Annotated in this window: 9 protein-coding genes; all 9 read right to left on the reverse strand. The window is 39.2% G+C overall.

The features are described 5' to 3' along the window. Positions 1-613: 613 nt before the first annotated feature. Positions 614-2,176, reverse strand: a complete 1,563-nt coding sequence (locus JHD79_RS02370; protein ID WP_199117496.1) for a DUF4832 domain-containing protein — start codon at positions 2,174-2,176, stop codon at positions 614-616. A gap of 37 nt (positions 2,177-2,213) precedes the next feature. Continuing rightward, the gene (locus tag JHD79_RS02375) at positions 2,214-3,407 is read right to left on the reverse strand and encodes a SusE domain-containing protein (protein ID WP_199117497.1); all 1,194 of its coding nucleotides are present in this window, start codon (positions 3,405-3,407) and stop codon (positions 2,214-2,216) included. Positions 3,408-3,547: 140 nt separating this feature from the next. Then, positions 3,548-5,194, reverse strand: a complete 1,647-nt coding sequence (locus JHD79_RS02380) for a RagB/SusD family nutrient uptake outer membrane protein (RefSeq protein WP_199117498.1) — start codon at positions 5,192-5,194, stop codon at positions 3,548-3,550. Positions 5,195-5,212: 18 nt separating this feature from the next. Further along, complete coding sequence (locus JHD79_RS02385; RefSeq protein WP_199117499.1) at positions 5,213-8,212, reverse strand: TonB-dependent receptor; 3,000 nt, start codon at positions 8,210-8,212, stop codon at positions 5,213-5,215. A 454-nt stretch (positions 8,213-8,666) separates the two neighbouring features. Continuing rightward, positions 8,667-9,884 (reverse strand): hypothetical protein, encoded by a 1,218-nt coding sequence (locus JHD79_RS02390; RefSeq protein ID WP_199117500.1) that lies wholly within the window; start codon positions 9,882-9,884, stop codon positions 8,667-8,669. Between the two features lie 60 nt (positions 9,885-9,944). Further along, positions 9,945-11,135, reverse strand: coding sequence for a glycoside hydrolase family 88 protein (locus JHD79_RS02395; protein ID WP_199117501.1), 1,191 nt, complete (start codon positions 11,133-11,135; stop codon positions 9,945-9,947). 371 nt (positions 11,136-11,506) lie between these two features. Beyond that, a complete protein-coding gene (locus JHD79_RS02400; protein WP_199117502.1) occupies positions 11,507-15,580 on the reverse strand; it encodes a hybrid sensor histidine kinase/response regulator transcription factor in 4,074 nt (1,357 codons plus the stop codon). A 167-nt stretch (positions 15,581-15,747) separates the two neighbouring features. Continuing rightward, entirely contained in the window at positions 15,748-17,943 is a 2,196-nt protein-coding gene (locus JHD79_RS02405; protein WP_199117503.1) for a glycoside hydrolase family 3 N-terminal domain-containing protein, read from the reverse strand. A 5-nt stretch (positions 17,944-17,948) separates the two neighbouring features. Beyond that, positions 17,949-18,719 (reverse strand): hypothetical protein, encoded by a 771-nt coding sequence (locus JHD79_RS02410; protein ID WP_233164526.1) that lies wholly within the window; start codon positions 18,717-18,719, stop codon positions 17,949-17,951. Positions 18,720-18,726: the final 7 nt, after the last annotated feature.

Here is an 18,726-nt window from a genome sequence, read left to right on the forward strand (position 1 = left end):
TTATTGTTCGAATTACCTCTACGGTTCCATGTAAAAGCTATTATACTTTTCTCAGGCAACTTTATTTAAAGGCTAACCCATCACTCAATAGATATAGAAAGTGTGGTAAAACTTATGTAAATTGACTTTCTAGCCAACCGAATTATGGTTAGAAAAACATTGAATATTAGATTTTCTTTTGGGGGTATTAGGGCGATTGGAATCGGAATGCCTAATCATAGTGATGACTATCAATTGGGTAGTTTTCATAACAGGTTTGGTTTTATAAATGGTTATGACAAATCTATAGGCATCACCTATTCGAAGGGTTCGTTTTTGTACGAAAATGGTTTGGTTTTGTACAAAATTGATGTATATGGACACTTTATATTTTGAGCTGCCTATTTCGGTTTAAAAAGCAGCAAATCTGCTTGCTTACCGACAGAATCCCCCCTGTTTAAAGCATGTAATGGACAAATTCAATAGCTTAAATCTTTCTATTTATACTTGATTTTAAATTTTACGAAATCTTATAATTTCACGTCTTCATAAAAAATGCCCACAAGGGCTAAACCATGTGGGCATTTTTAGAATATAGTGAACTTAAAAAGCTTAAGCGTTTTTATATAAAAACCTATTGTATAGTCACGTTCATCAATTTCAACCAACCTTCGGTAGTGATATCGCCATTTACAGACAACCTAATTCCTGGCTGGTTGTCTTTTGTGGTATCGACAATGGCAACTGCCCAAGTATATGTTCCGGCCGGCACGCCTAAGGCCGCTTTTAGTTCATATTTTACCGGAGCATTCTTCCGCCAATTTGAAGGTTCAGCATCTTTATCCAGGAAAACTTTATTAACGCTACCGTCAGCATTTAGCAGTGCAAAAGCAACCTTGTATTTAAAATTCCATTGCGGGATATTATTAGGAAAATAAGCCCATCCCATGTTTCTCCAACGGTGTGTAATGGTAACTTCGGCCCCACTGTTAACTTTTTCTGGCAGATAAATCTGATCGGGATATACACGATACCCACCTTCAGAAGTAAAACGTTGTACCAATGAAAATGCTCTTGTGAACCAACTTTCTGTTTCTCCAATACGGAAGTCCATCATATTTACTGCGGCTTCCAATGAAGCATCAAATTCGCCTTTTCTTACATCTTCTGGGAAATTCTCTCTGTATTTACCGCTCGGATCGGTCCAGTAACGATGTGTACCACTGGTAATCCAACCACCTTCCATCAGAATTGGGCGTTTAAAGTTCCAACTTTTAGCAAAGGCTTTTTCCCAACTTTGGTAGTAGTCGGTCATTCCAAAAGCATCTTGCCTAAGGCTATAACCTTTATTGATCAACTTGGTCAACAATCGATCTGCATTGGGATTTGCCGAACCCCAGCTTACCGGATCGCCTATTACACGATGGTAATTGATCACCAAAGGTATTTTGGTAAATGTTCTAACATAAAGATCGGAAATCCAATCCATCACTTCCTCTTTAGCTGCTTCTACATTTTGACCAGAAGCGGTAGCTGGATCGAAATAGATCACGTTATGTGCCTCGCCCCATTTACCAAGTCCGTAAGCGTCTATAAATGAAGTTTTCCTTGGATCATTAAAATCCTTCGCCAACTCTTCTATGAATTTAGCATAATACTGTCTGAAAACTGGATCTTGGGGATAAGGAGTTTTTCTATTCGGGTAGGAAGGATTTTCTACATAATACTTTGCTCCTGCATCAAACACAAATTGGGGGGTGTTCAAACCTTGGTCACGTCCATCAACTACAATACGAAATGCAATTGGCAGGCCTCTTTCTTCTGCTCCCTTGATCATTTTATACAAGGCAGAACTTGGATCTCTCCAAGCATAAACACCATTTGAAGGATTAAAATTGGCCCAATTAGTTCGGATATAGCAAGCAGACGCATAATCTATAGCTTTCACTCTCTTACCCAAATCAGGCACATAATATTCGGTATCCCAATAAGATGGAACACCAGTACCCGAACCATACATTACCCATCCGTTTAATGGATTACGAAAGACCGTACTTCTGTTATAGTTAGGTTTGACCAAAGTTCCTTCAGCATCTTTTGAGGCTTCGTCCTTATTTTTTTTACAGGCAAAAAGCAGTAAACAGGTCAAGGCCATGAATGTTTGATAAACCACTGCTTTATAATTATTTTTTTTCATACTTAATAAATTAAACTGATTTCTATTCAAACTTGCTTTAGCGTTTTGTGGCCACAAATGTCCTGTTCCTGATATCTAGCACCATAAAATTAGTTCCTGCAGGCAGGGTAAAATAGGCGTTGCGTTCGTTAGCACTGAAACCGCTATACAAAGGATATGATATACCTAGGGTCACTGCAGTATTTGTAGCAGTATTATTGCCCGTATACACATAAGCCTGATTGGTTGCTGCAACGCCAAACTTTGTCCTTCCCGATAATGCTGCACCAACATATACGAATACTTGTGGATCGGCCAAACTCTGTGTCCAGCTACCTGCTCTCCATGCCCATCCGGTAGGTTCTCCATACGTCCACAGCGCATTAACCTCTGTGGTGGTGGTAGCACCATCTAACGTCCAATTTGCAAGGGCTGGCTTTAGCGCCTGAGCTGGCGAATAAATTGTAGCTGTAGCCTTTTGCATATTAACCACCACACGATATTGACCAGCAGTTTCAATTTTCCAAGCAAAAGTGTTTTCACGCGTTTTTATAGCCACGGCAGTACCATCATTTAAGGTGGTGTTTGCATCAGCGGCAGCGATGTAATTCGTCGCCCCTTTATATTCTACAGGAATTTCTAAATCACCTGGCTGAAGATTTAACACGTAGGCGTATTGATTTTCATTTTCCTGTGTCTTAGGCATCTCGATCTTATTGATCCCTAAGATGGCGCTTCCTCCCAAAAATATCTTATCTGCATCGAACACTACCGTTTTAATTGGCGTGACATTCACTCTTATCGTTCGTACTTCTGGTGCTTCAAATGTGGTTCCACCTTCCCAATCGGCTATCACCCTAAACTCTAATACAAAAGTTTGATTGGCAGGTATTTTCCATTTTTCATTTGCCCAATTTTGTATTTGCTCAGAGCTAAAGCTCTTACTATACACACCATCATCTTCGTAATTCATAATTGCGGTTGATGTACCGAAATTATTCCCTACAACATCTAACCTCGTTGTATAGGTTACCATGTGGTCATCTGATTGTGGTCTGGCAGGTTTCCAAGTGAAGGTGATGATGTCCTTAGACAAGTTATTTTCGTCTAGCACTATGTTTGCTGACGAAGCCTTAAGCTCCATTTTTTCCTGAACTTTTTCGATGTCCTTAATTTCTTTTTTGCAGGCCGAAACGCCAAGCAAAAAGCTCAAAAACAGTAAGGTTTTATATAAATAGTTTATTCTTTTCATCTGTTTATTTTTTTGTTTCTGGTTCTCAGATGGGACCTTTGATAATTAGCATAATCATTGTTCCATGTGTTTACCGATTAGACTAATCATGTCGGGTTCATGATGTTCTTAAATCAAGATCATTTTTTTATTTGATTCTACTAATTGTATCCCGGATTTTGAGGAAATGGCGCATCTCTATTTGCATCTCTAATGGCCTGCGGAATTGGCCACAGCATGTGATCTTCGGTAACCTTATTCTGAATTGCCGTATTGTACGCTTTTACACGATCTACGTATTTTTTGGTACGTACCAATGTAAATCGTCGACTTTCCTCTCCTACCAATTCTCGGATACGTTCGTCCAATAGGAAATCCATATTCATTTGAGCGGCGGCTACATCTCCGGCGCCAGCTCTTCTGCGCACTTCGTTCACCGCATCGGCTGCTTTTCCCGGATTGTTCTGTCCTAGATAAGCTTCGGCCAACAACAAATAGGTTTCTGCCAAGCGGAATTTCATACGATCTTTATAACTACCTGTTAGACTTAAATTTTCTGCTCGTCCATAAAAAAACTTGGTGATAGCAGGGAACAGATTTTTAGTAGTAAACCAGGTTTGCTCTGTAATATTGGCTTTTTTACCAAATAAAGCTGCTTCGCTAGGGTTATTGTAATACCAATTACGTTTAATGTTATAATTTGAGTTACGGATATCCGTTGCACTAAAAATACCGGCAACATTTCCGGTGGCATTGGTACCATTTGTACCTGTCCACCATTTCATAGGTACCAACTGTGCAATACCACGACCTCCCAAGGTATCTGCCAACACAAAACCAGTTATCGAAGAGTAATTAGGTATCCATGCCCTACGTGTCCAATCATCAGAATTTGTACCACCACCCACTACATTAAATTGAAATTGCAATACCCAAATACTTTCCTTATTTGCGGCAGCACCCAATCTATTTTGGTTATTCTCTAAAAACAGATCGCTAAATACATCGCCTGCTTTATCCTTGTTTACGCCAAATCTAGTTTTCATTAAACCATAATAACCACTATTGATTACAGCCAAAGAAGCTTGTTCGGCAGCAGTATAATCACCTTGCAATAAATAAATTTCACTTAACAAATGACTGGCAGCCCATTTGGTGACCTTACCATCTTTTACCTGATCTGGATTGGTAGGTAAATGTTGTACTGCAAATTTCAAATCATCTACCATGTGGGCTATTACTTCAGCTTTTGGCGTACGTGTGAAATTAAGTTTGAAATCGTACAATATCGTTTCTACGTAAGGTACATCTCCATAAAGATATACTAATGTACGATAAGCATACGCCCTGAAAAAACGTGCTTCGGCCTGGAAACGAACTTTGTCTGTTGGCGAATCCCAATTTGTATTCTGCTCTGAATAAACGAGCATTAAGTTAGCCGAAGCGATTAAGCTGTAAGCCCAGTTCCAGTAGGTCCCTACAAAACGTTCTGTAGGCGTAAGGGTAAGGTTGGCAAAAGCCATTAAAGAGGCATCGCTGTTAATTACATCTGCAATATCTGTTGCTGCCTGCAAAGCTTCGTAAGGAGCAGCACCGTTGTGGATGTAAGCTCCGCCCTCGCCATAAGTATTATATTCAGAACGGGCAAGTGCATATAATCCGGCACTACCCACTTCAAATCCATAAGTACTAGTATAGGTATTGGTTGGGGCTAATTCAGTTTTCAAATCTTCTTCCAAAAACTTTTTACAGCCACCTAATGAGATTAATACGATAAGCGCAATGCTTGTTTTGATAATATTTTTCATTTTTCGTGTTGTATTAAATTAGAAGTTTACATTTAGGCCGAACATATATGAACGTGCGGTTGGATAAGAGGCCATCCAGGTGTTGTCGTAATTGAGCACCTGCCTGATGTTGGAGAAGGTATGCAGGTTGTTCACACTTGCATTGATGTCAATTCCACTCACACCTACTTTTTTGGTTATATTTTGAGGAACCCTGTATCCGAAAGTGATATTTCTAACCTGCACGTAGTTCACTTTCTTGTAGTAACCATGTCCTTGGGTATTTAGATAACCAGGAGAAACAATAGTGGCATTTGGATTTTCTGGTGTCCAATAATTAGCACCGTGTACATAATTGGTAATGCCGAAAGTCCAAGCCCCCAGATTAGCCATGTGATCGTCACGCCATACCCCAAAAACGCCTGTTAATAATGCAGAGGCATAAAAATTCTTATAGTTTAATCTATTGGCAAAAGATGCCATATAACGTGGATTTTTAGAGCCAATAATGGTTCTATCATTAGTATTGATTACACCGTTACCATCTACATCTTCCAGTTTAGCAGCACCGGCAGCTGCTCCCGGTTGCATGCTGTAATTCTCACCCGTTTGCCATATACCGATCATATTATAATCGTAGAATACTCTTAATGGTTTACCTATAAACCAGTTGTTGGTAATATCGTCCTTTCCATCGCCTCTTAGCTCTACGATCTTATCACGGTTTAGCGAAAAAACAACGGTAGAGTTCCATTTGAAATCTCTTCCATTTACATTAACCGTATTTAAGGTTACTTCTACACCTCTATTCTGCGTTTCCCCAATGTTGTCCCAAATTCTGCTATATCCGTTCATAATCGGAACAGTACGTGTCATTAACAGATCCTTTGTTCTAGAGTTATAGACATCAATGGTACCGCCCAATCTATTTTTAAAAAATTGGAAATCCAATCCTATATTGGTAGAGTAGGTAGTTTCCCATTTTAAGTTGGGATTACCAACGCCATCGCCAGCTAAGTAAGCCGTATTTACCGCTATACCTGCATCTCCCCATATGTATTTTACGTTTGAATACAGACGATCTAACGTTCTGTATGGCGTAATGGCCTGGTTACCATTTGCACCATACGAAACACGTAGTTTCAACATGTCTATCCATTTTACATTATCTTTTAAGAAACTTTCTTCACCAATATGCCAAGCTGCTGCTGCTACAGGGAAAAATGCATATTTATTATTTATTCCAAAAACAGAAGCACCATCACTACGTCCGGTTAAAGTAAGCATATACTTTCCTTTATAACTATAGTTCAGTCGGCCCATGTAAGACAGTAAGGCAGTTTCCGATAAGCTGGAATCGTTAATGATGTTACGTGCTGCCGTATTCATCATGTAATATTGTGTATCATCAGTAACAAATCCTTGTCCACTTTGAGAAGAACCTACACTTTTCGTTTGCTGCATACTGAATAAACCTGTAACATCGAAACGGTGGTCTCCCAGTTCACGCTCATATTTCAATATATTTTCCCAGGTATAGTCGTTGTAGTGCGAATTGCTAATGGAAGCACTACCGCCTACTAAACCTGCCTGCTCTCTACCATCAAAAGTATTGCGTCCGTAGTAAGTTCCGGTAAAACCACTTCTGTAGTTATATCCGAAGTTCGATCTTGCAGACAAACCTTTTACCGGCAACAAGATATTGGCATAACCAGAAAGAAAAAAGTTATTGTTATATCTATCTTGGATAGCATTTACGTTACGCATTGGATTGGCGATAAGCGAATATTCCATAGGCTCTGGAACATAATTACCTGCCGCATCTTTATAACTGCCATAAGGACTTTGCTTAATGGCGTGTTCTATATTGGGTGTAACTCCGCCATCGCTTCTTCGAGTATACTGCATGCCGACACCAATGGTCAACCATTTATTAAAAGTTTGATCGAGATTTGTTGTCATGTTTAGACGAGACAAACGCGAATTATACACTACTCCATCCTGATCTAGGGCAGCTAAGGAAGCCATATACTTGGTATTCTCCGTACCTCCAGAAATACTCAACTGGTGGTCCATCGTCGCTGCCCTTCTAAAGATATAGTCTTGCCAGTTGTGGGTAATGCCGTTTAGGTAGTTACCACGCTCGGTTACGCTAATGATATCTCCCGCAACTGGGTCTAGCAAATAACCCGTGTATCCTTGTCTTAACCTACCAATATCTTGTTGAAAACGGATATATTCGTTGGGGCCCATTACCTCGATCTGTTGCATAGGTTCGGCCAAACCTAACTGGCCACGATAAGCAACCTGAGCTTTGCCTAAAGCACCACGTTTGGTTTGGATTAGGATAACACCATTAGAAGCACGAGATCCATAAATAGCCACCGCTGAAGCATCTTTCAAAACACTTATATTTTCAGTGTTATTTGGATCAATGTCTGCTAAAGAGCCACTGTAAGGAATCCCGTCTAAAATAATTAACGGGGAATTATTAGCAGAAATGGAGTTTTCTCCGCGGATAAGCAAGGTTTGTGCGGCACCGGGAGCCGCATTGCCAGTAGTGATGCTAAAACCAGCTACCTGTCCAACCAAACGATCCATTAAGTTAGGCGTAGAAACCATACTTAATTGTTCCTTGCCCACTACTGCCAGTCCGCCTGTCAAGTCTTTTTTCTTAGCAGTACCATAACCCACTACCACTACTTGATCAAGTACTTTATCTCCAGCCATCTTAATATTGATGACCCCCGATGGGTTAACTTTAACTTCTTGCGGATCAAATCCTATATAGGAGAAAAGCAAGATTGCCGTCGATGGTACTTCAATAGCATAATTTCCATCTATGTCAGTTGATGTTCCTTTACTCGTTCCCTTAATGAGTACCGAAACGCCAACTAGGGCCTCGCCCTTATCATCGGTAACTTTTCCCTTTATCCTGATTGGATCTGTGGTTTGTGAATAGCTGTAATTTGTCGCCATCACTAGCATTGCGACAATCATTAGCCAGCTTTTTAGCTTAATGTGTAATTCTTTTATCATTTAGATTTATATTGGTTAGGATTAATAAAACTTTACTAGGTGTATCTTCACATGATAATGAAGTGAAGAAAATTAGGTTCTTATGAATTCAGCTATAGGCATTGTTTTTATTTGGTTATAGTTCAATTTTTATCCCCGATGGTTCGCAATATTCAGTGAGAACTACCGGTAATTTTTTAGATGAATAAGCTATTGGGACCTGGCCAGTCATTCTGCACTATTTAAGTGTTCTGGCAACTTTAGACTTTGAGCTGTCCATTTCATTTATAATAGCTAAGGCTATCATTTGTTTAGTTTTCATACTGGATTTGGTTTGTTATAAATGGTTAGAACAAAACTATCTACATCACCCATTCAGAGGGTTCGTTTTTGTACGAAAATGGTTTGGTTTTGTACATATAGAGCTATAAATGCTTTTTTTCTTCTTTTTTAAGAAAAACACGTCATCAGTCATTTAATTTCTAATATTTTTCACATTGTCGACCACCACTGTACCACTCTGTTGAACATCTATAGCCGACCCTTCCCCGACATAGAAAATATCCCTAAAACTAGCGTCTGATATTCCCTTAGCTTTTATTTGATGATGGCTGATCATATTCCTTACAAATAACCCTTTAATATTTTCTGCATATTCTGCCACCAAGCCTTGTTTAGATAAGGGGTTGATAACCATATTTTCTATGAAGACATTTTTGATCTTAAGCTTACCAACTGGCATAATGCGGATAGCTCGGTGCGAAATGGAATAGAAATCCTGCCAATTCTGAAGATAAATATTTGAGATGTTGTCCTGTTCTCCGCTATAAATTGAGCCGCTCACTACATTCACATTTTCTTTACCTGCTTCTACACCCGTATCCGTTAAACCGATATTGATAAAGTCATCACCGCTTCTTCCCTTACAATTTGAAATGATGATATTTCTACATCCAAAACGCAGACCTAAGCCATCTTGGTTTAATACTTGTTTCTCTACTCCTGCAACATTCACCGCTTGCCTTACCTCAAAGGTGATATCTTTAACCACACCATTGGTACTACGCTCTAATACCAAACCATGGCCATGGTAATCTTTTAGCGTAATACCGCTAATTTCAAAAACATCTACATGTGCCAATATAATGGCGTGGTTTCGCCAACCTCCTTTTTGGTTTTCGTTGGGTTTGCCTGCATCAGTACCATAAGATTGTACATATCCGTTAGGATTAGTGGATAATGTTTTATTATGATCGCCAGTAGAACGGGGATTATTAGCTCCCTCTAGCATTACATTGCCTATACCAACTATTTTTATGTTCTTTAAAGGGACGATATCCTTAATTCCCAAACCTGCATTTGCCGAACGAATAAAATTATCCCTGCATTTGTCAGAAAGTTTGATTTTACAGTTATTAAGCTCCAGCTCAAAATCTCCAGGCAGCAAAATGGCCTGATCTATCAACCAAATGGTTGTCTTTGCGACCTCATCATATCTGGGAATTACTACTTTTCCGGTACTTTTCTTTGCCTCATTTATGGCCCGTTGTATCCGTTCTGATTGCGTACCAGTTTTATACCTATTTGGACTGAAATAAATCTCGTTAGCCTTTTTAATTAACGTTGCCGATAAAAAATTGAAACTGCACACGCAGATACAGAGTGTAAATAATGCTTTCTTAAAGATCGCCATTGCTGTAAGTTTGTATTGATTATATATTTGAAACACAAGAATACCTGTTTTTACGATTATTTAAAGCCTTTTCTTCCATCTTGTTAATGCTTCCAGATAATAATAATCTGCATAAGTTAAGGGAGCATCTATTTCCGATTTGAAAGGATATGCTCCGGTACTATGCTTCAATATGAAATTTCCATTTTCGCCCAATTTGGCAGTGTATTTATCAGATGCCAAGGTTCTAATTTGGGTATCAACCACTTGCATATATTTCTTTTTTAATTTGGCATCTACAAAATCGCTCAATTCTATTAATGCCGAAGCCATTACACAAGCGGCAGAAGCATCGCGAGTTGTATTTGGGATTTGTGGTGCATTATAATCCCAGTACGGAATAAAATCTTTAGGCATCTGCGGATGGTTAATGAGGAAATTTGCAATGTTCTTTGCTTGTTCCAAATAGCGTTTGTCCTTGGTTTCGCGATAGAGATAGGTATAACCATATAGCCCCCAAGATTGGCCGCGGCTCCATGCAGAATCGTCACCAGCGCCTTGGTGTGTTTGTTTCTTATGGGGAGTTCCAGATTTTCGATCATAAGACACTACGTGATAGGAACTGTAATCTGGACGAAAATGGTACTGCATCGTTTTATCGGCATGCGAAAGCGCTATCTTTCTTAGGTTTTCATCTTTGGCATAATCAGCTGCCCATAACAACAACTCAAGGTTCATGAGGTTATCAATAATGACAGGATATTGCCAAACGGCCGTATTGTGGTCCCAAGAACGGATCAAACCAACATTGGGATCAAAACGCGTAGCCAAAGACTTAGCACCCGTTAATAATACCTCTTTATAGCGTTCTTCTCCGGTAATGCGTAAACCATTCCCAAAGCTACAATACAGCATAAAACCAACATCGTGGTTGTCTGTTGTGTATTTCTCCCTTTCTACCCTATCGGTATATAGTTTAGCGTATTTAAGCACTTCCTCATTTTTATTGTTTTCGTACAAATACCAAAGCGAACCCGGAAAGAAACCACTGCACCACCACCTCGAATCTGAAGAAGTATCTTTACCACCTTCAAAAGACTTAGGAAATCTCCCTGGTTGATTTTCGTACTTTTTAGCCATTAACAAGCTTTGCTGCTCTGCATTTTGAAAAGCTTTGTCTATTACGTTTTTCAAAGATTGTGCTTTGACGTTACCAAAGCTGACTAACGCAATCAAAAATAGCACTGAAATGCGTGTTCCTTTTTTGTTCATTTATTTAGGTTTGAAATATTTGGCACCAAGTATAGATTCGGTAGGGTCAAAACTATCATAAACGCCAATCAGAAGGGTTCACTTTTGTACAGAAATGGTTCGCTTTTGTACTTTAAGAGGTGATTTGAGTGTTATAAAGACTTACGAAGTTTTAAAATAGCGAAACCATCAACTTTACAAATAAAAATAACAAAGACCAAGTTAAACTTTGTAGGTCTGTTTTACTACGCCCTTCCCAAGAGCGTCATCTCAGATTTAGTTTGGGATCTTAATGCTATGGGAGTTTTTACATTATATGCCTGAAACCTCTATAAGGTATTGATATTCTCGCCTAAAAGAGGATGATGTAGAAAAGAAAGTGCCAAATCAAACTATTTCTTACCTGCACCAACAGAAGTTTTTTTCTTAAAATCTGAAGGACTTAATTCGAACTGTTTTTTGAAACATACGCTGAAGTATTTAGCATTATTGAAACCCGTTTGGTAAGCAACTTCTGCAACCGTCAAATCTGATTTTTCTAATAGATATGCACTTCTTTTGAGTCGGATATTTAAGATAAATTCTTTGATAGACATCCCAACAATATCATGGATTTTTTGATAAAGAATGGTTCTGCCCACATTCATATCCGACTCAAAATCTTCTACCGAATAATTGGCATTGGCAATGTTCTCTTCAATCACCTTCATTGCTTTTCTCAGTAGCTCTTCATCCATAGAAGTTACCGTCACATTCGAAGGGTCTACTTGTATACGTTTGCTGTATTTTTCTTTTAGTTCTTGTTGGTTTTTAAGAATGGTTTCTGTTTGTTGCAGCAGATAATCAACATTAAAAGGCTTATCAATAAACACACTAGCACCGTATTCCAGTGCTTTAATCTTATTCTGGTTATCATCTCCGTTACCGGAAATCATGATTATAGGGATATGACTGGTCTTAAAATTTTGCCTTAAACTACGGCAAACTTCCAAACCATTTCGGTTTGGCATAATCAAATCGGTAATGATTAATTGGGGGTAGATTTTCTCTGCCTTGATCAATCCTTCCACTCCATCACTTGCAGTATAAACATTGTACTTTTCTGCCAATCTTTGCTCTAAATAGGCACGCATTTGCGGATCATCTTCAATCAACAATATGCTATCTGTTTTCCTTGCACTGGTAGCTCCATTTTCTGGCGCTGCGGTATCTTGCATAATGATATCATCGATTTCAGAAATGGTATAATCGTACACATTTGGTTGCATATCTCCCGAGCCAGCTTGTTTTTTTAGCGGCAACATAATCGTAAATGAGATTTTGTCCGTTTTGTTTACCATCCAGATTTTTCCCTCCAGCACCTCAACAAGTTCTTTCACAATGGCCAAGCCAAGACCCGAACTTTCCTCAAAAGTTGGTCGGTGAGATGACAAGCGATTAAATGAAGTAAAAAGCGTTGCAATCTGTTCTTCAGAAAACCCATCACCACTATTTAATACTTCAATTGAAATATATTCTGTTTCTTGCTCGTCCGGTTTTTCCGCAAACCTTTCCTTTTCTTCATCGGTAGAATGGTAGATACGTACCCCAACATAACCTTTATTTGGCGTATATTTTAATGCATTTGAGAAGAGATTGGTCAAGATTTTTTCAATGACATCATAATCAAAAGCTACATACAAATTATCCATATGTGTAGCAATATTGGTTTCAATTTCCTTTTTGTTGGCATAGAGTTCAAAAAGCCCAAAAAGATCTCTCACAAAGTTGATAAAATCGCCAACTTGCGGGTTAAGTGTAATTTTTTGACTTTCAATTTCGCGAAAGCGCAACAGCTGGCTAATCATTCGCTGTATTCTGGATACGTTCTTTTCTATCAACTCCATATAGCCAACCGCACTATCATTGGCTGCTAACGTTTGCTTTAATTGTTTTAACGGTTGAATAACCAAGGTTAATGGTGTTTTTAAATCATGGGAGATATTGGTAAAAAAATCTGTACGTGCTTGGTTGAGCTCACGCATATTTTGTTCTTTCAAAGCTTCCAGGGCCAATCTTTCTTTGAAAACTTTTTTATTGGTGTAGTATCTAGTAATAAAGAACAGCAAAGAAAGGGCTATAGTACTGTAAAAGCAATAAGCCCACCAAGACAGGAAAAATGGCGGATCTACATGAATATATAACCTCGATATTTGATCGCCCCATAAACCATCATTATTAGAAGCTTTGATCTCGAAGGTATAATCGCCACTAGGCAGATTAAGAAACTGTACCGATTTTTGGTTGGCATGGCTAATTTGCCATTTTTCGCCAAGCCCCTTCATTCGATAAGCAAACTGGTTCTTATCTGAAGACAGATAACTATTGGCCGAAAATCTGATCTCTACATTAGATTGGCTGCTCGAAAGTCGTATTCTATTATCCTTTTGATTAGAAAGACTGGCTATATCCTTTGCCAAGGGCGAATCTTCTGAGTACGCTGTTACCTGTTTATTATTCACAAAAAATCCGGTAAAAAATACTTTTGGTTTTTGGGGGTTCTTATTCAGGTAAGCCGGATCAAATAGCATAAATCCATTGGTGCCACCAAATAGCATTTCGCCCTTGGCTGTTTTATATGCAGCGCGCATGTAGAATGATCCACAGCTATTTTCTTGATAAAATCTTGCCTTCTCAAATCCCTTAGATTTGCTATCATAAAAATACAATCCATCGCTTGTACTCAACCACATGTTTTTCGAATTGTAATCTTCCAATATACCGAACACCATTTTGGCAGGCAGACCATTAGCTGCACTGTAATTTACATAGGTTCCGTCTTTTTTAAGCACATTTACACCTTTGCCCAGGGTTCCAAACCATAAATCGCCGTTGGATGCTTGGTTAAAACTGCAAAGGTAGTTGGCAGAGTAAGAAGGATCATTTATCAAATAGTGTTTTAACACTTTCAATGTGTTTTGATCTACTATAAAAAAGCCCTGATGGGTAACCAAACAAAGTTGATTTCGCTTATCAATATACAATGCCTCCACTTCTAAACCCAATGCCTTCCCATCGGCTCCCGTCACCCTTACCATCTCTATGGCTCCTTGTGGTTTTTTCCGATAAAAAAATGTTTTATCAGGATCGCTCATCCACCAGGTACCTTGCTGACCTTGTACAAAATCATAAACCGTCAGCGGCTGTTTGCTTTCTGGCGAAAGGAAGTCAAAACTTCTGAAGATTTTGTTCCCCATATCGTAGGTACCCACTCCACCGCTAAATGCCGAAATGGATAAACGTTTATTTTCAAAATCAAACTTTAAACGCTTAATCATATTAGAATTTGGCGAATTACCCTGCGACTTTAAATAGTGGGTAAAGGCATCACTCTGTCTGTCCCAATAATTTAATCCCCCACCTTCTGTTCCAATCCAAATATTCCCTAAATAATCTTCCTGAAAACTGCTTACAATGGGATGGTTAAGACCACCTGGGCTTGGATTAAAGTAACGAACCTGCGAATCATAAAGGGAACAATAGGCAATTTTACCTCCATAAGTTCCTATCCACGCACCTTGGTCAGGGTCGGGATAAATGGTCCAAATGGAGTTGGTTGGCAATGAAAAGGCATCGTTCAGATTCATGCGCAGGTAATTGCTAATCTCCTTAACTGGATCATAGAAGAAAAGTCCTGCTTGTGTGGCTACCCATATCACCCCTGTTTGATCTATGTATAGCTTCTTAGATAACATAGATTGATTGCCCGCAACCACTACAGGAATTCGTTGTTTCAAAGCTCCAGATGCATCAGTAACGTGAATTCCACCCCGCTGAGTGAGGAAATAATACAGTCCTCGATATTCCAGCCCATCATTTACAGCATTTACTGTTGCTCCGAAATTGGCAAACGGCACCAATTTACGTTTAACCATATCCACTTTTTGAAGAATAGCATCTTGCGTAATATAAATATTGCCCTTCACACTAATGAGATGATTATAGGATTGATTTTTAGGCAGTGCAAAGACTTGTGTTTTGTTAGCCTGTTGATCATAACGCTTCACCGTATCTCCCGACAACATGTATAGTTTACCGTCATCGTGCAAACAAAGTGATCGAATTTTTCCATTAACAATTAGATCGAATGAAAATTTCTCGTAATCGAATTTTAATAGGCCATGTCCAGTACCTAGAAATAGGTTTCCTTTTTTGTCTCTAATTACCGAACCATAGCCCCACTTCACTTTGGGTTGAATGGCAAAAACAATATCATTTAACTGATAAAAGCTGTTGCCATCGTACATGAAAAGGGCATCAGGTCCTGTGTACCACATTCTTCCCAAACTATCTTTTGCAATACTCTGTATTCCCCCGTAATAGGAAGTTTCGGGCATTACATGAAATCGATACTTGGAGATATCAATATCAAAAACACTGTGAAAAAGTAGCGTAATAAAACAAGCAACAAGGACGTATTTCTTCATTTAATTAAGGCTTCGTTTTCAATTGGTCCATAATTTTAAAAAAATGGAAAATAATTTAAAGCTAGTGTTTAGCGTGGACGCCAAACGTTGCAAATGCACTGTCGAATAGCTTTCCCCACCATCCATGATATATTTATTCGATAAATATTTAGATGGATTTTGAGCCCTTAATCTACGATTTCTATTTTAATTTTCTTGTTCTTAACGATGATATTGTAATCGCCAGCCTCTAAAAAGCGTTTGCCATCTCCATCAACAAAGCTCAAATCGCGGTCTAAGTCTACTTCAAATTTATAAATCCTGGTTTCGCCTTTCTTTAGCAACTGTTTCTCGAAGTATTTAAGCTCTTTTATTGGCCGAGAAATGGTACAAACCGGATCTTGAATAAACCAGTGTACTGTTTCCACCCCGTCTCTTTCTCCAGTATTTTTCACTGCAATTTCTACCGTTAGTTTTTCACCTCTTTTTAATTGAGTGGATGAAACTTTCAGATCACCGTATTCAAAAGTAGTGTAACTTAATCCGTGAGCAAACTCATACAAAGGCGTACTTTGGATGTCTTGATATTTGCCCTGGTGCGGACGAGCGCTTTGTCTGTAGTTGTAATAAATAGGAATTTGACCCGTTGAAAAGGGAAAAGTCATAGCCAATTTACCAGAAGGATTTACACGACCAGATAAAACACCTGCAAGTGGTCTGCCTCCCGGAGTTCCTGGCTGCCACATGGTCAAGATCGCCTCACTTATTGGTTCTAATCGGTTAAGTGCTAAAGGACGACCATTAGATAAGACTAAGACTATAGGCTTACCTAGCTTTTTTAGTTCCATAGCCAATTCTTCCTGTATTTGTGGCAAAGCAATAGTGGAGCGAGAAGCATTTTCGCCACTCCAGTTTTTCTTTTCACCTAAGCACAACACAATCACATCAGATTTCGCTGCTAAAGCCTTAGCCTCCTCAAAAGCTTTTTTATCCTGACCCTCAAAATCGCAGCCTAAAGCATAAGACACTTCCGCTTTGCCCTTATACTCTGCTTGCAAAGCATCATGAATGGTAATGATATCTTCCGAATTGCCTTGAGCCGCCCAAGAACCCAGCAAATGCCACTTTGTTTTTGCTATTGGGCCGATTACTGCTATTTTAGAAACGTTATTTAGCGGCAATGCCTTATGCTGATTTTTAAGCAGCACGATAGACTCCTCGGCCAACTGTTCGGCAATTTTTAAGCTTTCTGGGCGATAAAAACGTTCTTTTTCAGTACTGGCTGGTGTGTATGGCCTATCAAATAATCCTAATCTGAATTTTACCCTGAGTACGCGTCTTACCGCGTCATTCAACAAATCTTCAGACACTTTACCTTCCTTAACCAATTCGCCAAGATGGCTATCATAAGACCTGTTCATCATGTCCATTTCTACGCCAGCCATAAATGCTTTTAAAGCGGCTTCCTTTTTGTTTGCAGCTACGCCTTGCGGACGAAGTTGTTCTATAGAACCCCAATCCGAAACCACAAAACCATCGTGTTTCCAGCGTTTTTTCAGTACTTCCGTTAAAGTATAATGGTTCGCAGAGCCTGGGGTTCCACTGATATCGTTGAACGAACTCATCAAAGTTACCGCACCAGCCTTCACTCCTGCTTCATACGGAGACATGTAAGTATCCCAAAGCGTTTGGTTAGAAATTTCCGAATACACATAATCGCGTCCAGCTTCTGAGGCGCCATAGCCGATATAATGTTTCAAACAAGCAGCCACGTTTTTTTCACTCGAAAGATCCTTTCCCTGATAACCTTTAACCGAAGCCACCGTAAAAATGGCATTGGTATAAGTATCTTCACCATATCCTTCGGCAACACGCCCCCAACGACCATCTCTTGCCACATCGATCATGGGCGAGAAAGTCCAATCCACTCCTGACATCCTAGCTTCTTGCGCTGCTACCCCACAGGCTTTTTCTACCAATGCAGGGTTCCAAGAACAAGCCTGCCCTAAAGAAATAGGATAAATGGTACGAAAACCATGGATCACATCGTAGCCGAAGATAATTGGAATACCCAGACGGCTCTGCTCCATTGCTTTTTTCTGCACTTTGTTACGTAGATCGGCATTGCTGCCAAAATAAATCAAAGAGCCAATTTCTGCCGGAATATCGTTTACAGGATCGGCCATGTTATTAGCGTTATCGTTTCGTCCCAAGGTGTATTGGTTCAACTGCATGACCTTTTCTTGCAAGGTCATACGGGTCAGTAAATCGTCTATACGTTTCTCAATAGGCTGCTTGGCATCTTTATATAACGGCTTTTCTTGTTTATAACTTGAAAACAATGTGGTGGTTATAATGGCTAGCCCTAAGATAACTTTTTTCATAATTTCTATTTAAAAACAGGTGTTTGTGATAATTTCATTGTTTTTTGCTGGTTGTTTTTCAGTTCGAAAATGACGATTTCACTTTCTCCCTGCACCAAGTACTCTGAAGGAATTAAGATGGACCGTTGTTTCTCTTCTTCCCAATAAGAACCTACATATTTTCCATTGATCCATACTTCTCCCATACCCCATCCAGAGATATCTAGATAATTATTTTTTACTGTACCAAGCTCAAATGTCCCTTTATAAAAACCGGGCGTTTCAGCTTCAGAACGGTCTTCGAAAACGAGTTCATTGATGGGATATTTTCTGATGTTAAGCGGCACCATTTTCCAATTTTCAATTTCATTTCCATCTAAAGTAACTTCTCCGAACAAGCCTTTGGAATTGTCAGTAATTTCTGGTCCGTAGGTAATTCTTCCTATATTTTCTACATAGATCTGCAGTAGATATTTCCCTGGGTTAGTCTTAATAGCAATTTTCTTATTATTATCAGTCATCCTCCCCTGCAACTTCCCATCTACATACACCGCAGCATAATCGCGAACGTTTTCCAATTCTAACTCCTCACTTTCCGATTGGGTTACTATTTCCGACTGATAAAGCACGTAGCCAAACTCTACATTTAAATCGTTCATGGATAACAGACCATCAGCTTCAACAGCTTTTTTATACACCTGCTCCAAAGATGCTTTTTGATTGAACACGATTTCCTGTGCCCATAAAGTTTGACTTGCCAGCATCGTTACCCCTAATGCAATTTTCCCTAACATCATATCCTTT

Source organism: Pedobacter sp. ASV28 (assembly GCF_016428855.1).
GTDB lineage: Bacteria > Bacteroidota > Bacteroidia > Sphingobacteriales > Sphingobacteriaceae > Pedobacter.

Excerpts from the sequence above, each read along its gene's own strand:
- JHD79_RS02390 (WP_199117500.1), bottom strand. The coding sequence starts at position 9,884 with ATGGCGATCTTTAAGAAAGCATTATTTACACTCTGTATCTGCGTGTGC.
- JHD79_RS02380 (WP_199117498.1), bottom strand. The coding sequence starts at position 5,194 with ATGAAAAATATTATCAAAACAAGCATTGCGCTTATCGTATTAATCTCA.
- JHD79_RS02405 (WP_199117503.1), bottom strand. The coding sequence starts at position 17,943 with ATGAAAAAAGTTATCTTAGGGCTAGCCATTATAACCACCACATTGTTT.
- JHD79_RS02375 (WP_199117497.1), bottom strand. The coding sequence starts at position 3,407 with ATGAAAAGAATAAACTATTTATATAAAACCTTACTGTTTTTGAGCTTT.
- JHD79_RS02400 (WP_199117502.1), bottom strand. The coding sequence starts at position 15,580 with ATGAAGAAATACGTCCTTGTTGCTTGTTTTATTACGCTACTTTTTCAC.
- JHD79_RS02395 (WP_199117501.1), bottom strand. The coding sequence starts at position 11,135 with ATGAACAAAAAAGGAACACGCATTTCAGTGCTATTTTTGATTGCGTTA.
- JHD79_RS02385 (WP_199117499.1), bottom strand. The coding sequence starts at position 8,212 with ATGATAAAAGAATTACACATTAAGCTAAAAAGCTGGCTAATGATTGTC.
- JHD79_RS02410 (WP_233164526.1), bottom strand. The coding sequence starts at position 18,719 with ATGATGTTAGGGAAAATTGCATTAGGGGTAACGATGCTGGCAAGTCAA.
- JHD79_RS02370 (WP_199117496.1), bottom strand. The coding sequence starts at position 2,176 with ATGAAAAAAAATAATTATAAAGCAGTGGTTTATCAAACATTCATGGCC.